8 protein-coding genes are annotated in these 17,844 nt (G+C 39.2%); all 8 read left to right on the forward strand.

What is annotated here, in order from left to right; all coding sequences use genetic code 11:
* Positions 1–102: 102 nt before the first annotated feature.
* The 8 genes from BVC89_RS13640 (at position 103) to BVC89_RS13675 (ending at position 17,780) form a co-directional block, all read left to right on the forward strand.
* On the forward strand, positions 103–1,074 hold the full coding sequence (locus BVC89_RS13640; RefSeq protein ID WP_086931714.1) for a transposase: 972 nt from the start codon (positions 103–105) through the stop codon (positions 1,072–1,074).
* A gap of 465 nt (positions 1,075–1,539) precedes the next feature.
* Entirely contained in the window at positions 1,540–2,889 is a 1,350-nt protein-coding gene (locus BVC89_RS13645) for a hypothetical protein (protein WP_086931715.1), read from the forward strand.
* Between the two features lie 402 nt (positions 2,890–3,291).
* Positions 3,292–4,560, forward strand: a complete 1,269-nt coding sequence (locus tag BVC89_RS13650; protein ID WP_086931716.1) for a hypothetical protein — start codon at positions 3,292–3,294, stop codon at positions 4,558–4,560.
* Positions 4,561–4,616: 56 nt separating this feature from the next.
* A complete protein-coding gene (locus BVC89_RS13655; RefSeq protein ID WP_086931717.1) occupies positions 4,617–7,541 on the forward strand; it encodes a mechanosensitive ion channel domain-containing protein in 2,925 nt (974 codons plus the stop codon).
* 192 nt (positions 7,542–7,733) lie between these two features.
* Positions 7,734–9,101 carry a TolC family protein gene (locus BVC89_RS13660; RefSeq protein ID WP_086931718.1) on the forward strand — a complete coding sequence of 456 codons (1,368 nt, stop codon included), beginning with the start codon at positions 7,734–7,736 and terminating at the stop codon, positions 9,099–9,101.
* 43 nt (positions 9,102–9,144) lie between these two features.
* On the forward strand, positions 9,145–10,836 hold the full coding sequence (locus BVC89_RS13665; RefSeq protein ID WP_086931719.1) for an ATP-binding cassette domain-containing protein: 1,692 nt from the start codon (positions 9,145–9,147) through the stop codon (positions 10,834–10,836).
* Positions 10,837–10,881: 45 nt separating this feature from the next.
* Positions 10,882–12,276 carry an HlyD family type I secretion periplasmic adaptor subunit gene (locus tag BVC89_RS13670; protein WP_086931720.1) on the forward strand — a complete coding sequence of 465 codons (1,395 nt, stop codon included), beginning with the start codon at positions 10,882–10,884 and terminating at the stop codon, positions 12,274–12,276.
* Between the two features lie 251 nt (positions 12,277–12,527).
* Positions 12,528–17,780 (forward strand): VCBS domain-containing protein, encoded by a 5,253-nt coding sequence (locus tag BVC89_RS13675; RefSeq protein ID WP_086931721.1) that lies wholly within the window; start codon positions 12,528–12,530, stop codon positions 17,778–17,780.
* The last annotated feature ends 64 nt before the right edge of the window (positions 17,781–17,844 follow it).

Here is a 17,844-nt window from a genome sequence, read left to right on the forward strand (position 1 = left end):
TAAGACACACACGAGAAATATTTAAGACACACACTCAACCATTGACAACCCGTCAGAACTTCAATAGCATAAAAAATAAACATCAGGTGAAAGGAATTCACTGTGCCAAGACCAAGAAAGGAACTTGTCTGTATTGACGATACTCCCTATTACCATATTACGTCTCGTTGCGTGCGTCGGGCATTTTTGTGTGGGTTTGATCGAAAAAGTGGTCGCTCGTATGAGCATCGCCGTCATTGGATTGAAGCTAGAATTCGTATTTTAAGCTCTATTTTTGCTATTGATATTTGCGCCTATAGCGTGATGAGTAATCATTATCATTTGGTACTTAAACTTAATCCTGATGAAACGCTTACGTGGTCTGATAAGGAAGTACTAGAGCGTTGGTGTAGTGTATTTAAAGGCCCGCTACTCGTTCAAAAATGTTTACGTGACACTAGCTTAACTCAAGCAGAACAGGATGTTGTGGGCGAGTGTATCACCTGTTACCGAAAACGCCTCGGTTGTTTGGGGTGGTTTATGAAATGCCTAAATGAACCCATCGCTCGCCAAGCGAATAAAGAAGATGAGTGCCGAGGCCACTTCTGGGAAGCGCGTTATACCTCTCAAGCATTGCTGACAGAAGAAGCATTGCTATCTGCTATGGCTTACAAAGATCTAAACCCTGTTAGGGCGAAGATGGCTAAGACGCCTGAAACCTCCGAATATACAAGTATCAAACAACGCCTTGTAAAAGAGATCAATTTATCTCAAATGATTAAAGAGCAAATTAGCCAAGGTGCTCTCATGACATTTAACCTGCCTGTTAAAGCACTTTGTCAGTTTGAAGGCAATATAGTCAACCAAAACCAGATAGGTATTCTATTTAGTTTGAAGGAGTATCTAAATTTAGTGGATTATACTGGTCGTATTATTCGCCACAATAAACGCGGTAAAATTTCTGCGTTGCTACCACCGATATTGGAAAGACTAAATTTAAGCCAGAAAGAATGGTTAAGAAATGTTACATATTTTGAAAATATTTATTATTCCCGTTTCTATCGGTCACCTAGAAGTTTAAAAACAGCTTCTTAATCCTTATGTTAAACATCGTTTAAAAATTAAACTGAACTTTTATGTTCAGGGTTTTCATTCGATTAAAATAGCGATTTAACTATTTTATTCTATAAGTTTATTTTAACTTATCCTAATTTCAAAGTTCGGAGCTTGGATTGGGAGAAAATAGACTTTGTTTTTTTAGAGAGTGTGTGTCCTATGTTTCCTTTCCGTTTCTATCGGTCATCTAGAAGCTTGAAAACGGCTTCTTAATCCTTATGTTAAACATCGTTTAAAAATTAAACTGAGTTTTTATGTTCAGGGTTTTCATTCGATTAAAATAGCGATTTAACTGTTTTATTCTATAACCTTATTTTAATTTACCCTAATTTCAAAGTTCGGAGCTTGGGTTGGGAGAAAATAGACTTTGTTTTTTAGAGAGTGTGGGTCTTATACGTTAGTTTTTTGTGTCTTATACGTTATTTTTAATATGAGAGCGGTTTTATGTATACTCAAAAACAGGCTAGAGATGAAGTTTCAATGAAAACAGAGAATGTTATTAAGAAACATCGCGAATTTTCTTCTAACAATCTTCTTAATACATCCGTTTCCAAAAGAGATGTAGTTATCAATGCTTGGCGAGATCATGCATCTCTTAATCTTGAATCATGGGATAAATTGAATTTTCTTGCACTAGAGCCATGGCAGGGTTACCTAGGGTTTGTCGTCAACGGTGAAAGAAGCAATGATCTGGAAAAACAAAAAGTTACTCCTGGGAACGAAGCGAGGATTAAACGGGTTGTTAACAATTTAGACCGTTGGAGTAATATAGTGTATGGCGTAGGAGAACAGCATGGCACTAAAAACCCTAAATGGTTGGGTATGAAATCTATCTATTTAAATAAAAAACAACCCTGGGTTAAAAGCGAAGCAAAAAAATACGTCAAGGACTATTTGCCTTTGGCTTTGAATTACCATGATGATCTTAAAAATAACTTACCTCCGATTGCAGAGGAGTTTTCTGGTCGAAAAATAAAATATGAAGCTGATGATGAAACAGAAAAATTGAATTCGGATAAGGTTGTCAATATATTAAGAAATAAATTTCAAGCCTTTAATTATTACGACAATCTGTCTGATATTGTCAAGGAGATTGATATTGTTAGTGATTTCCGTACTAAAGAATTAATGAATGAGGTCGAAAAGTTTAGTGAAGCAGAAAAAGATAAGGTTTTTGGGGGGGCATATTTGGAACAAAATATGATCGAGAAAACACTAATTGATGTCCAAAGAGAATCTTTGTCAAAGCAGGAGGATGCTATTCGTGAAGCTATGGAGAATCTAAAGTCAGAGCTTGCCGGAAAGTCGGAATTGACTCCTGAAAAGATAATTACCATTGATAAATTTAAGGAAGGAAATAAGAAGTTTTCCGAAATTGGTGAAACTTTAAAAAGAATTAAACCGGATTTTTACGGGGGTAGCCAAACTATTGAAGATGATAATGGAAAAGAAGTTCTTAAGACAGCATCATCTTTAGAATCAGCAAAATCTAACTTTATAAAAGGTGGCCTAATAACTCTTGCCGGTTTGGGTGGAATGATAAGTATTGCAGCCCCCTATATCGGTCTAGGCATATTTGCTCTATCTGTTGTTTATGGCTTCTATAGTTATTTTAAGGAAAAAAGCACAGGTGATGTCGCCAGGAATAAACGATTAAAAGATGCTGTTGAGAGTTTACATGGACTTTTAGAAGAAAGAAAGTCTTCGTTAGATGGAAGTATAAATATGACTTTAGGTGCTATTCGAAACCGTAAAGATGGTATACATGCCAGGATGAATTTTTTTAAAAAATAAACTGCATTATTTCTTTTTAAAGACTATGTTCCTAATTAATTACTAATACCCAGGATACACGCTAAACCACTACACACTAACCATTGGTCAACACAAGCACAAAGGATAAGTAGATGTATAAGTAGGACAGACACAGCGAAGAATACGAAGCTCTCATAAGTCCCGATCAGCTTACTACGCCTTAGCTTTTATACAACGAGTGGGCTGACGATAGGTAATATCCTCAAGAGTAGCGGTTATGATATTTCCCACCACCAAAAAAATCGGAACAAAACCCTTCTACAATCGTTAGAACTTTAGCAAGTATAAAAAAGCGCTAACTTTGTTAAAGATGCTCTAAAGTCACCTATCTTCTAAGCATTTCTTTAACGCTATTTGCATATAACCCAGGAGTGCATCACCATGCCTGACAGTAATAAAAAGCAAACGCTGAAAACCAAGTTTGACCCTGGGGATATTCCTACATCTCAGGATTTTGACGACTTAATTGATATGGCAACTAATGCCACGGATATTGATGCTGGTACAATCAGTGCCAACTATTTACCGCAGGATTTAGTTTTAGCGAGCTTTAGCGGTGATGGTAGTTTGTTAACTAATTTAAGTGCGGAAAATATAACTACGGGAAGTTTGAGTAATGATAGGTTGCCACAGAATATTACCGCCTTATCTTTTAGCGGTGATGGTCGGGCATTAACCCATCTTAATGCCGATAATGTTGTGGCGGGAACCCTAGGTAATGAACAGTTGCCTGAGGATATTATTGCTACGTCATTTAGTGGAAATGGTAGTGCGTTAACACAGTTGGATGGGGGTAATATATATTCGGGAACTATTGCCTCTGAGCGTCTCCCACAAAACCTTAGCTTGATAAGTTTTAGCGGTGACGGTAGTTCAATTACCAATATCAATGCAGATTCGATAGCTACAGGAACCTTAGCTACAGAGCGCTTGCCAACATCTACAGAACAGCTAGCTGGTGTAATACGTCTCGCTACTGCTACTGAACTGCAACAAGCAACACACAATAGTATTGCTGTAAGTCCTTCAGGTGTCGCTTCTATGTTGAATACTGAGCATTCTGCTATTCAGCTAAAGCTTGATGAGAAGGCGGCTATAGCTGATGTTGATGAAAGAATTAATCGCTTAAGGGCAATGATTAAGTTTAAAATGGATGTTGCTGCGGTAGCGCAAAGCCCTATTGATACCAGCACGCCTCAAGTTACTTTGACTGTAGTGGATGGCTATCAACTGCAGGAAGGGGACCGAGTATTGCTAACTCAGCAAGCAGATTCGAATGATAATCGAATCTGGATTGCCAGAGAAAATGCTCCATGGCAGTTAGCAACAGATTTTAATGATAGTGCGATAAGTAACCTTTATATTGGTATTACTGTGGAAGCTAAATATGGTGAATACAATAAAAATACCTATTGGCGGCTTACTTCGTTGAATGATGGTCTTGTATGGAAGAAACGCAATGATCTTAACCAATATAGCGCCGGTACCGGTGTGCTAATTAATGGCCTGGAAATTTCATTAGATACGGTTTGGCTTACTAACACGATACAGAATATTGTGGCGAATATACTTGCTCAGCAAACATCACCAGAAATATCACCAGAAATACCACCAGAAATACCACCAGAGGATCCAATAGTAAAAATATAATGAGTTTTACACTGATCCTTATACTTAACAATACGTATTTGCAATAAGGGATGTGAATGAAAAAAAGAAATAATCTATTGGTCGTATTAATCTGTATTTTTATTTCAGGGACGCTAGTCTCGTCTTTCTTAAGACTAACATGGTTCAACGATTCCAATGATAAAATGTTATATGTAGGGGTTAGCGGTCGAGGTGATCAAACAGATGTTGTACCTATTTCTTTATTACAAGGCGCGAATTTGTACTTTGAAGAACTTAAACGCTCCCGAGCTTTGCAAGGTTATACATTAAAAGCGATACCCGTTGTGACGAGTGAGGATAATAACCCTAACAATACGGAATATGGGAATAAGAAAGCTAAAAAGTCTTTATTAGCTATTATCGGTGACATAACCGCTAGCGATATACCTGTTATTAATATTTATCCCTTTAAACAGGAAGGTGTGGGCTATAAAAAGCTGGAAATGATGTTTTCTTTTCAAGAGCAGGCGAAGTTTGTAGCAAATTATGTACGCAATGTTATTGGCAAAAAGCTTGTCACTATCATCCATGAAGATTCACCTGATGGATTATTAGCTGCTGATGAGTTTACTAAGGTATATAAACGTTTTGGTACTAAAATACATTTAAGTCGTGAGCTATCCAAGCTTAATATTAATCAATCTATTATCGAAACAGTGGCGGCCTTTAAGGTACGTCGTGATCTTGGTACAATTTTTATCGCAGGCGATGCTACATTTTGTGCGCAGTTTATTTTCTATGCTCGCAATGCAGGTATAACTAATGACATTGTTGGGCTCGATACCTTGGCTACCCGCGGTTTTTCTGAGTCTTTACGTGTAATGATCGATAATAAATCCTCTTCTGCCTCTTATATAGGGGGTAGCAAACATAGCCATAAAAATACGATACGCACAAAACAACTTGCTGATTATACCCATAATATTTTGCTTTCCACACCCTTGCTTTTTGATACTGAGGGTGAGGCCGCGCAAGATTTTCGGGATCGCTATATAAAGCGATATCAGTCAAAGCCCGATTGGTTGGCTATTTATGCCTATGAGTCTGCAAAAATATTGGGCACCGCATTGTTGAAGAATAATAAGCGCTATACTAAATTTTTAGAAAATAGTACTGTAGATAATACAGGTGTAGCTCAGCATGTCCTATCTGAAGGAAAAAATAGCTTTTTTGATACAATGCGATCGTCCATTAATAAACTTTTTAGTGATGCTAGAAAAGGCAATTTAGAAGTTGATGGAGTCCTTGGTTTAAATATGTTTAACGATCAAAGCCAAGCGTTACGCCCAGTTAAAATGGGCGAATACAATGGCGAACAATTGATTGCTGCACCAACACAACTTGAACCGCTCAAACCTGGCGTTGAGGTAGATTATCTTAATGAGATTAAGAGCGGCAAAATGCTTTATGTCAATAATCGCTTTATGTATAAAACAAATGTTATATATACCGGCATTGATTTACTTGATGTAGTGGATATTGATTGGCAACAAAGTACAGCATTATTAGATTTTTATATCTGGTTTCGCTATAACGGCAGCTTTCAGCCACAAGATATCACTTTTTTAAATGCGGTTGACCCGCTTGTCCTGAAAGACCCTATTGTAGAAGAGGGTAACAATTATCGTCTTTATCGTGTAGAGGGGAAGTTTTACTTAAATTTTCTTGATATTAAACGCCTCTACGGTAGCCATCTATTAGGGCTTAGCTTTCATCATAAGAAACTCAATAAAAATAACGCGATGTATGTCGTGGATGAAATTGGTTTTGGTTTTAATGAACAAAGTAACTTAAAAGGCCAACTTAAGAGGATTTATTCTCTGGAACAAATTCACAATCACCGTATTGAGCGTGCTTGGATCGGCCAAGATATTATTCACGCGTCTCTTTTGGGGCGGCCACTTTATACAGGACATGGAACGGTTGAGCCTGAGTTTTCTCGTATTGACTATGGCGTTGTTATCCATGAGAACCGTTTTAAAATATACCATTTGGTGCCATTACAATTTTTATATTTTATAGGTATTTTTGGGCTAGTTGGTAGCTTCGCTGCTCGTTGGGTAGATAAACATTGGCGTGGTAGGTTTTGGTCCGTTTCCTCATGGTTTCTGCGTTTGGTTTTTTGGCCATTATTATTGCTTGCCGGTGGTAATATCGTGATAGATCTCGCTATTCGTTACGCTATACCAATTAAAACCATTGATCACTTAGTGGTTTCTTATGATGTATTATGGTGGTTGTTGATGGCAACGCTCTTGGTTATTTTCTGTGAGCGCTTTTGTTGGCAGGTATTAGAAAATAAGAGTGGTAAGAAAATTCCTAATATCATTCGCCTGTCTTCATTTTTTGTTATTTACCTGCTGGCATTTTTTGGTGTTGTAGCATTTATATTAAAACAGCCGCTAACCAGTTTCTTAGCCACTGGCGGACTGTTTGCTATGATTGTTGGTTTGGCTATCCAAAGTAATATTTCTAATGTTTTCTCTGGTATTGTTATCAATTTAGCCAAACCTTTTGTAATCGGAGAATATTTAAACGTTCGCGACTTAGGTGTTGTCTCGGTTATGGATATTACTTGGCGAACCGTGAGAGTTAAAGATATCGATAATAATCTCATTAGTATTCCTAATGGTTTGTTATCTGATTCTATTATCGTCAACTTGTCTCGAGATAGTAGCCGCACTAATTTTACTTTGAAAGTACCAATAGAGTATTCTGCTGAAGTAGTCGCAGAGGTAATGCAAACAGCATTGGATAGTGTGCAAGGGATATCGGATGTGCAACCGCCACATCATAGTTTTATTGGCTCCTCTCTTTATCGATCTACTTGGCTAGCCGAATATGAGGTCGTATTCTTTTTGCGAGAATTTGATCCTAAGAACACTGTTAAAGAAGAGTTGTTTGCCAGCATACAGCGTCACTTTCATGTTAAGGAAATTCCTTTTTCATTAAATTTATAATGTAGATATAAATGTAATTTTAGATACTTACGCATTGTTAATAACGGTGCATGGATGCGCCACCGCGTGTCGATAGACACGTGCGGGCCCCTTAAAATCAAGTCGTTTCGCACAACGACTTTGTATATTAAGGGACGATGGTTAAATATATCAGGGTGATATATTTAGTCACCAGCTTAATAGGGAGGGGGGATGGCTCTAATAAAAAGGTCGGCCGCAGCCATTACTATAGTTTTCTGTTTATTTCATCACTTGACTGTAGCTAGCGATGGTGTAAGAGATGAAGCTAAATTTAACGCTTTACTCCATGCCCTTTTAGAAAAAAATGAAAGGGTTTTGGGTGCCAAAGCTCAGCTATCTATTGCTTATCAGCAATTAAAAATTGCCAGAAGTGTGTGGTATCCAGAACTAGATATTAGTGTTGCTAAAGGCCACCACAATAATTATAACAGCGGCAGCAAAATAGGATTTAAACAAGGGCGAGGGCGCATTTCACAATTGCTCTGGGATTTTGGTGCTAGTAATGCTGAATTAAGAAAAGCTTATTTACAGTTGGAAATTAACCGGCTTAACTTACAGCAGACCAGGCAAACTTTACTATTAGAAGCTGTTTCTGTATATATCAACCTTATACGCGCCAAGGAAATTTTAAAGTATGCTAGCGCTTCAGAAGATAATATACGTCGGCAAACGGGTTTGGAGCAAATTCGGGTGGCACGAGGTTCTGGTTATTCTAGCGACGTTCTACAATCGAAAGCACAGCTTGCCGGTGCTATATCTCGCCGTATTCAGAGCGAGGGCGCGCTTAGGCGTGCTGAGAATAGCTTTTGGCAAGTGTTTGGTGTTGTGGGCGATACCCCTGAAACAGCTCATATGTTAGCGCAGGAGGAATGGCAAAAGTTAAGTAATATTTCGATAACAGATATCATTGTCATTTCGTCAAAAGCATTGCGCTTGGCACCATTGCCGCAGAATATTAAGCAAGCAACAAAACTGGCAAATAACAATAATACCGTGCTTAGAAGGGCTGTATTAGAAGGTGACATTGCTCGACAAACTCGACGCTCGATAAAAGCAAAAACCTTATATCCACAAATTAAATTGACTTTTGAACGTACTTTTGATGAAAACTTGCGCGGTAACCTTGGTATTAATAATGAGCTGACTTCACAAGTAGAAATCAGTATGCCCATTAACCTTGGCCTGGCAGGTGTTAACCGTCTCCGAGTTCAAACCTTGGAAGTGAACCGTCAGAACTTCGATTTGCGCACTCAGCGACGCAGTATTGAAAAGCAAGTGCGTGATCGCTGGCAAGATTTACAAACATCACAACAACAAGTCAGTTTCCTTAACCAGCAAGCGGAAATTTCCTTGGCATTTTTAGAGTTAGCTAGAAAAGAAAGGAAGCTAGGGCAACGTTCTTTAATAGATTTACTTGGCTCGGAAACAGCTCTCGTCAACGCCCGTAGCGATAGTGTATCTGCACAGGCTGATAATTTAATCGCTACCATCGCACTGTTGGAGATTATTGGCCAACTAACGCTGAAGACTGAAAAATAACCATCTGTATAAGTCCGAATAAAATTGAACCGATAACACATCTATGCACGAGCTACTCTTTAGATTTAAGCACAACCCTCTGGTTTTTAGTGAGCTTCTATTATCTTCATTCTTTATTAATTTACTTGGCCTTGCTTCGTCATTATATGTAATACAAGTGCTTAACCGTTATCTTAGCTATGGCGTACATGATACCCTAGTTACTTTAACTCTCGGTGTGCTCGCCGCTGTCGCGTTAGAGTTTGGTTTTCGACTTGTACGCTTACGTTTGGCAAAAAATCTTACCGTCGAGCGAAATAAGCAACTGATGCTTGCAACTTTCGAAAACTTACTTACTACGAAAGTTGATACATTATACGGCAATGAGAATACCATTGGTAAACAGCTTATGTATTGGCTGGATTGTGTGGAGCGTGCTTATACCCCTATTAATCTTGCGATGTGTTTTGACATTCCTTTTGCTTTTTTATTTGTGTTAACACTATTTTTTATATCGCCGGTTTTGGGCGGAGTAACCCTTTTATTTCTTATATTCACTTGTGCTATCTCTATTGTTCATCGCTATCGAGATTCCACTCTTATTCACCAGGTATCTCAAGAAAATCAAAAGGGGCAGGGTGTCTTAAATGATAGTATTGTTAATGTTGAAACTCTAAGGCTTTTTTCTTATCAGCAAAAATTAATGGCTGATTGGTGTGCTGTTGTCGACAACATATTGACTAAAAAAGATGCTATGGTACAAAGCCATGGTGTTTTACAGTCAAGTACACAAAGTTTGCAGGCTTTGTTAACGGTAGCCGTTTATGCAGTGGGGGCTTTTTTAGTATTACAAGATACTCTAAGTGTGGGCAACTTGATAGGTGCCAATATCCTCGCTAACCGATCATTAGGGCCTATCACCAGGGTGAGTCACTTAAGTATTGCCTTTGTTCATGCAAATCAAGCGTTAAAGGGCTTAAAACAATTTTCACAGTTAAGTAAAGAGAACACATCAGGCATACGAATAGGTAAGTATTCAGGTCGCATTGCATTTAAAAACCTGTCTTTTGGTTATGCCACTCAGTGTTTACCTAATAATATTAATGAGGTAAAAAATGTAACCGTACCACTATTTGAATCATTGAATTTTGCGCTTCCGAGTGGGGCAATGTTGTGCGTTATCGGTGACGATGGAACGGGCAAAACCACACTAACACGCCTTATTACAGGTTTGTTAGAGCCTCAACGAGGACAAGTTTTAGTCGATGGTGTTGATTTACAACAGTTGGCACTACCGTGGTGGCGACGCCAGCTTATTTATCTTCCCCAAGAACCCAGTTTTTTTAATGATACATTATATAATAATATTATTGCTGACGATGTTCATCGACAACAGGCAAGTACAGTAAGCCACGTTATTAATGCGGTAGGTTTGGATAATTTTATTGACCAGACTTCAGAAGGTTTAGAAACTTTAATAAATAATAACGGAATGTCGATTTCTTTGGGCTATCGTAAGCGCCTTGCGGTTGCTCGTGGTTTAGTGACACATGGCAATTTGGTGATTGCCGATGACCCTGCGGAAGGTTTAGATGACATTGCAAAAAATAATATTGTGCAATTATTATTAGATCTCTCAAAACAAAGAAAAACGGTGATTGTTATGTCCCAAGAGCCGAAACTAGTGAATGCTGCACACTATATTCTTGATCTCAATACAAAGCCCTCACCTAGGTTTTATAAAAACCTGCGCTAGAGCAACGGATAATAGTAAAATTAACATGTAATAGGTTGTTGAGTTATGAGTATTCTCTGTAAGAACTCTATCATTGAGAAAAAAATATTTATACATCGACTTATTGATCAAGGTATTGGTTATTTCTCTTGTGCTTCTCGCACTTTACTTATGTTATTTATTTTAACGGTGATTATTTTTTATCTTTGGGCATCTTTTCGATCCTTGTCTATTGTTGCCTTAGCTGATGGCGAAATTGTGCCGGCGAGCGACGTTAAGTTGGTGCAACACAGGGAAGGGGGTATTATTCGTAGTATAGATGTTAAAGAAGGAGACTTTGTTAAGCAAGGCCAAGTATTGCTGCGTTTAGACCCCACTATTCAAAATGCTGATGTTGCTGAGTTAGAACAAAGGCTTTACTCATTGTATATTAAGGAAACTCGCCTTTTGGCGGAGCTCGAACAATATGAAACCTTCGATTTTATTGAGCACTATCACAAGCTTATTCATACGGATAATAAGGGTAGTCCACGCCAGTCTTTATTAATAGAGAATTTTCCTGCTACTCGGCTACAACAGGAACAAAATATCTTCTACTCTCGACGTAAACAACTACAGCGGCAGCAGGCTGTTCAACAGCAACTTGTTGCACAACATCTCTTTCACAATGAGGAAATAGCTGCTCGCTTGTCTAAAAATATCGCGAGTATTACGCTTATTCAAGAACAAGTTAATATTAGTGACCATCTACTTCAAGAGAGTCTGTCAAACCGTATGAGTCACATTGACTTATTGCGCCGTTTAGCAGAAATAAAAGGTGAAATCGCTGAAGATAAGGCAGCCTTAAAACGCACCGAAGCAATGGCAGAAGAATCAAAGAAGCGTTTAGCCTTACTCAGCGACGTGTTTTTATTGGGGGTTCGCGAAGCTCTACAAGAAACGCAGGAAACATTGCATGTACTGGAACAACGCCTTTTAAAAAACACCGACAGCCTACAACGGACTACAGTAACCGCGCCGGTAACAGGTGTTATTAAATCTCTCTATGTTAGCACTTTAGGTGGTGTTATTAGCGCAGGTGCTGTTATTGCTGATATCGTTCCTTTGAATGATGAGCTAGTGGTTGAAGCGAGGCTCGCCATCGCAGATGTTGGTTATGTATTTCCACAACAGAAGGTTTTATTAAGGCTCGCCTCTGCTGAAGGCTTAAGGTTTAAAGCCGTTGACGGTATTGTGGAACAATTAAGTCCCGATACTTTAGTCACAGAAGAAGGTAAAGCATATTTTCGGGTACGTATTCGCGCTCCTCAATCATATTTTGTTAATAATAGCGGTGAGGCATTTAGATGGGTTCCCGGATTGCTGGTTCAATGTCAAATTTTGATTGGTGAAAGAACTATCATGGACTATATTCTACAACCTTTTATTAGGCCATTTCACTTGGCAATGCGTGAACGCTAATGCTTATTAATATACTCAAGGCATATTCATTAAATAAACAATCACTACACAGATACTAACGGTACAGGAATGAAGAGTACATATCACCATCAAACCATGGAAGGTAGGATCTTGATATCGCTTGACGGTAGTTCGATGTAGCGTGTGCAGGGGCGTATTCATAGCACACCTCGTATTGATGTATATTCTCTCCAAATGCATTGGTAGTGTGTCTATTTTAAATTTTTAATTGTGTATGAAGAGGTAGAAATATGGCGAGTTTAACAGAAAATAATGTGGCGAGTATTATCCGTTACCTCGCCTCTGGTGATTTTACTTCTTCCGAATTAAATGCCACTTGTGCCACCCTTAACAAAACCCCAGAAGCTTGTAGCCAACTACTCGAAAGACTGTTTGAACATATAGCGCAGGGTGAGCCGGCTTCTGAATTACTAACAAATACCAAGCAACTGCTAACATTATTATCCGACCATGATGTAGTAGGGGAAGGTGGTATAGGAGTCAATGGTAAAGAAATTAAAAAAGTTGAAAAAAATGAAGAAAATAGTAGCGAAAATATTTTGCAAGCCTTAGCGTCAGGAAGAAATATTGATAAGTTAGAGGATGATTTTTTTTCTCATATATTACCCAACGAACAGCACTTTTCTATAGAGGAGATACAGCAGCAAATTTTTAATTTGTTAGCGGATACGAACAACTTTGAAGAAGCCTTTTCTATGGCTGTTTCACAGTATCAGACAGCATCCGACAGTATCCTGGCCGATACTAGTATAAGTGCAAAAGAATATATGCTTACGGCGCTGGCTAATGGCGAAAGTATTTCGCATCTGTTCGGTGGTTTTAATTCATCTATAGAGGCTAAATTAGCCAATCATACCCCTCAATACCTTAACCAAGGTTCGTCGACATTAAGCGATGAGTTAATAACATCTCTTGGTAATGGACAGTCGATCGATAGTGCACTGACTGATGCATTAACCGCTACTCAACAAATAAATGAGGCCTACAATAGCACTTCTCTCGACCGTAGCTTTCAATCTGGGAGTATCTATCAAACATTACTCCATGCCTTATCTTCAGGCCGAAATCTTACCGACTCTCTTGCTGATCTAAATATTGACGGAAAATTACAAAGTATTTTATTGCAGGCTATGTCGAATGCTGAAGTAAACGCAGTAACGTTAGAAGATATGTTAAATAATATCCAAACAGAAACTGACGTTTTGGCTGGTAAAATTATTGGCGACAGTATTAGGCAAAGCAGCAAAAACAGTAAAAATAAAAGCGGAGACGAAGGAAGTAATGAAGATGAAAATAGGGTATATGAAGGAATAAATGAAGAGACAAATGAAAAGGAAAATAAAAGTACAGAAGTGTCGGTTACCGATATTTTACAAGTACTTTCTTCGTCTTCTGATATTTCTTTAGATGCTGTTGACGAAAAACAATTAATTACGATTTTAGCCAAGGGGCATGAGCTGGAAACAAGTCTTAAAGAGGTACAGAAGCAAACAATTGAGCTTGCGAAAATTTCAGACAAAATACAGCTTGGTATAGGGGATAAGTCTTTGTTAAGTACATTGGCTTCGGGAAAAGAGCTGGATATAGCTGTACAAAACGCACTAGATGATACACTTTCTGCGGGAGATTCTCTGCAATCGAATTCTGCGGGGACGAGCAAGTCTGCTCCTCAATTGTTACTAAAGAATTTGGCAGCGGGAGCTGCATTAGAGACGTCCATTAGTAATACTCGCGCGGCGATACTAGCTGAGCCTGATGTACAGGTTACAACAGATCGAACAATATTCTTAGCTTCAGCGCTAGCTTCAGGCGATGGTGTCGCGCCTGTACTGTATACTTTAGATGATACAGATGTGGTTCCATCTACGACTTTATTTCAAACGCCGTTAGAATCCTCGCAATCGGCGGCATATATCAACGAATCCTTGCAGGCATTTTATAGTTCTTTGCTATCCTCTTTGGCACAGGGACAATCGATAACTGCTAGCATTGCAGCGGCTAATGAGGCATATGCTATTAATGTCGCCGCAGTTGCAGCGGTGCAAATGTCCCATAACCACACAACGCATTACGTTAATAATCATGATGCTTCAGCTAAGAGGCTGATAGAAAATAGCGTTCAGCTAATAAGTGAAAATTCAGTAGATACTGGCGAAATAATACATAGTCAAGAAATTATAACGGATAATATAGACACTACAACTTTACTTACTCAAAACCTCGTAGTAGACATTAATGTTAATTCATCTCAGTATTATATCCCGCCAGTATCGGTAGATGTGTTTTCATCTTTGGTGATGAACAATCAAAATACCCATAATACAAAACTATTTCAACAAACTACCTTTGCTCCGCCAGAAAATACCCCACCTTTATTTGATAATATCGACCGCGTTTTCGCTAATAGGCAGCCGAGTATTGATGACTTAATTTTTTATGTATCAGAAGATAGCGGGTTTATCAATGCTCAACTCAGCGTTGAGGATAGTGATATCTCTGATAACCACGAATTTATATTTTCAAATTTACCTACGGTGGGAATATTTAATAGTGATTTCAGCGGTATTTTTAACTTTCGTTTTGACTTTGCCTATCAGATGCTGAATGATGGACAAGAAGAGATTATGCGCTTTTCATATCGTGTGCTTGATGATTCCGGTGAAGTTAATGCAAGTAGCCGACAAGGGCAAGTGACTGTTATTATTACTGGGGAAGATGATGTGCCTTTTATCGAGGGTGATGATAGTGCGTCTTTGCAAGAAGATATGGCTGCTGTTTTACAAGCACAAGGTCAACTTATTATTCGCGGTGGCGATGCAGGAGAACAAGAGTTTATTGCTCAAAACATAAATGGACATTATGGTGTTTTAAGTATCGCGGCGGATGGCACATGGCTTTATCGTGCCGATAATAATCAGGAAGATCTGCAAACATTATTGCCTGGAGATATTTTATCTGAAACTTTTACCGTCACTAATACCGATGGTGTCACCGAACAGTCTATTTTAATAACTATTAATGGCCGAGACGATACCCCCATTATTTCCGGAAATATCAGTGCCCGTTTGCATGATGGGGTATCGAGGTTATTGCTTACCAGTGGCGAACTAACGGCGCAAGGTGGTGACCGAGGAGAGGAGCAATTTATAGCCACCTCTTTGATAGGAGAGTACGGTGAATTTTCTATTAATGTAAATGGCCAGTGGCATTATAGCGCCGATAGTTCACAAACAGCTATCCAGCAGCTTCCTGAAAATGCAGTGCTGATCGATCGTTTTACTGTGACTAATAGTGATGGTGTTACCACCGAGGACATTAGTATCACCATTGAAGGCCGTGATAATGTGCCTGTTATTGTTGGCAGTGTTGCAGGTTCGATAAGGGAAGATGATGCCTCAATCTTAAGTTCGCGCGGAGACTTGAATGCTCTTGGTGGTGATGTAGGAGAAGATCAATTTGTGGCTGCCACTTACAATGGTAGTTACGGTCAACTGTCTATTGATGTGGATGGCCAGTGGCATTATCGAGCGGACAGTCTACAAACCGCTATTCAGCAGCTTCCTGAAAATGCAGTGCTGATCGATCTTTTTACCGTGACTAATAGTGATGGGGTTACCACCGAGGACATTAGTATCACCATTGAAGGCCGTAATGATGTGCCTGTTATTGCAGGTACTATTGCAGGTTCAGTCACAGAAGATGATGCCGCAATTTTAAGTGTCGGTGGCCAGTTATATGCGTTGGATGGCGATTTAGGAGAAGACCAATTTATCGCAACGACGCTCGTAGGAAACTACGGTCAGCTCTCCATTTACGGCAGCGGAGAATGGATATATGGTGCTGCTAACTCCCAGGCAGCTATTCAAGCCTTAAGTGATGGCCAAACGTTAACTGAAATATTTACCGTCACCAATATGGATGGGGTGACCACGCAAGCAATTACAATCACGATTAATGGTAATAATAATATTCCTGTTATTACCGGGGATACATCGGCTTTGGTGATGGAAGATGATGGGCCAACCTTGATCACCTCTGGTAACTTAATTTCGCTTGGTGGTGATGCGGGTGAAGGTGAATTTATTTCTGATACCAATAGAGGCGCTTATGGTGAGTTTTCTATTAATACGGCAGGTGAGTGGACATATACAGCGGATAATAACCTCGTTGTCATTCAAGATTTAGCACCTGGCCAAAGCCTAGTAGAAACCTTTAGTGTGACCAATGCCGATGGCGTGACGACACAAGATATCAGTATCACCATTAATGGTAATGATGATGTACCTATAATTACAGGAGATGTATTGGGTATCGTTATAGAAGATACTGCCACAACATTAATGACTATGGGTAGCCTCGATATTACCGGCGGCGACTTAGGGGAGAATCAATTTAATGCCGAAACACTAAATGGTATTTATGGTACTTTAACCATCAGTGCTCAAGGCCAATGGCAATACCAGGCTGCGAATTCGCAAGCGGCAATTCAAGCGTTAGCACCAGGGCATGTGCTAACAGAAACATTTACGCTCATCAGTGGCGACGGCGTCACTACCGAAGATATTACGATTTCTATCAACGGTAATGATGATATCCCCATCATCACTGGCGACATATCGGGCGCGATCACCGAAGATGACGCAGTGACTCTTATAAGCACCGGTGCTCTGAATGCCAATGGCGGTGATGCCGGTGAAGATCAATTTACGCCTGTTATCCTCACGGGCATCTATGGCGAGCTTGAGATTAACCAAGAGGGCGAGTGGATATATGAAGCCGATAATGCACAAACGGCAATTCAAGCGTTAACCCTTGGGCAAACTCTGACAGATACGCTTACCGTGGCTAATGCGGATGGTATGACGACCCAGGATATTGTGATTACTATTTATGGTTCTAATGATATCCCTCTTATTTCTGGTGATACTTCAGGTGAAGTATTTGAAGATGCGGCGAATACTCTACAAGTCCGAGGCAGACTTTACGCCACTGGTGGTGATGCTGGTGAAGATGAGTTTATCTTTCAAGGGTTTGAAGGGGAATATGGTATCTTGATTATGTATAACGGTGGTGGTTGGCATTATCTCGCGGACAATACTCAATCGGCGATCCAGCAATTAAACTTAGGGGAAACATTAACCGAGCACTTTACCGTTACTAACGCTGATGGTGTAACAACAGCAAGTATTGATATCACTATACATGGTGTGGATGAAGACAATAGTCTTCGAGCAAATATGTCGAACCCTTTCAATATCACTATTGAAAATGAGGTTATTAGAGAATTTGAATCTAAGCCTACTGTATCTTCTCATATGCTATTGTCTCACATAGACGCTGATGATAAGGAAAATTACAGTTTTCATGGTGATTTTTATGCCAAAGCTAATAATTATGAGGGGACTGAGGAAATATTTACCAGCGACGACTTTATATATAGTGGCTTTTCTCTAGCGGATCAGCCCGCGTATTCTGCTATATAAAAATAGTATATTCTAAGGCCTGCCAAGTTTATAACTATTTTAATTTAAGCCTCATCTAAATCGC

This window comes from Agarilytica rhodophyticola (genome assembly GCF_002157225.2).
Lineage (GTDB): Bacteria > Pseudomonadota > Gammaproteobacteria > Pseudomonadales > Cellvibrionaceae > Agarilytica > Agarilytica rhodophyticola.

Excerpts from the sequence above, each read along its gene's own strand:
- BVC89_RS13645 (WP_086931715.1), top strand. The coding sequence starts at position 1,540 with ATGTATACTCAAAAACAGGCTAGAGATGAAGTTTCAATGAAAACAGAG.
- BVC89_RS13650 (WP_086931716.1), top strand. The coding sequence starts at position 3,292 with ATGCCTGACAGTAATAAAAAGCAAACGCTGAAAACCAAGTTTGACCCT.
- BVC89_RS13655 (WP_086931717.1), top strand. The coding sequence starts at position 4,617 with ATGAAAAAAAGAAATAATCTATTGGTCGTATTAATCTGTATTTTTATT.
- BVC89_RS13660 (WP_086931718.1), top strand. The coding sequence starts at position 7,734 with ATGGCTCTAATAAAAAGGTCGGCCGCAGCCATTACTATAGTTTTCTGT.
- BVC89_RS13665 (WP_086931719.1), top strand. The coding sequence starts at position 9,145 with ATGCACGAGCTACTCTTTAGATTTAAGCACAACCCTCTGGTTTTTAGT.
- BVC89_RS13670 (WP_086931720.1), top strand. The coding sequence starts at position 10,882 with ATGAGTATTCTCTGTAAGAACTCTATCATTGAGAAAAAAATATTTATA.
- BVC89_RS13675 (WP_086931721.1), top strand. The coding sequence starts at position 12,528 with ATGGCGAGTTTAACAGAAAATAATGTGGCGAGTATTATCCGTTACCTC.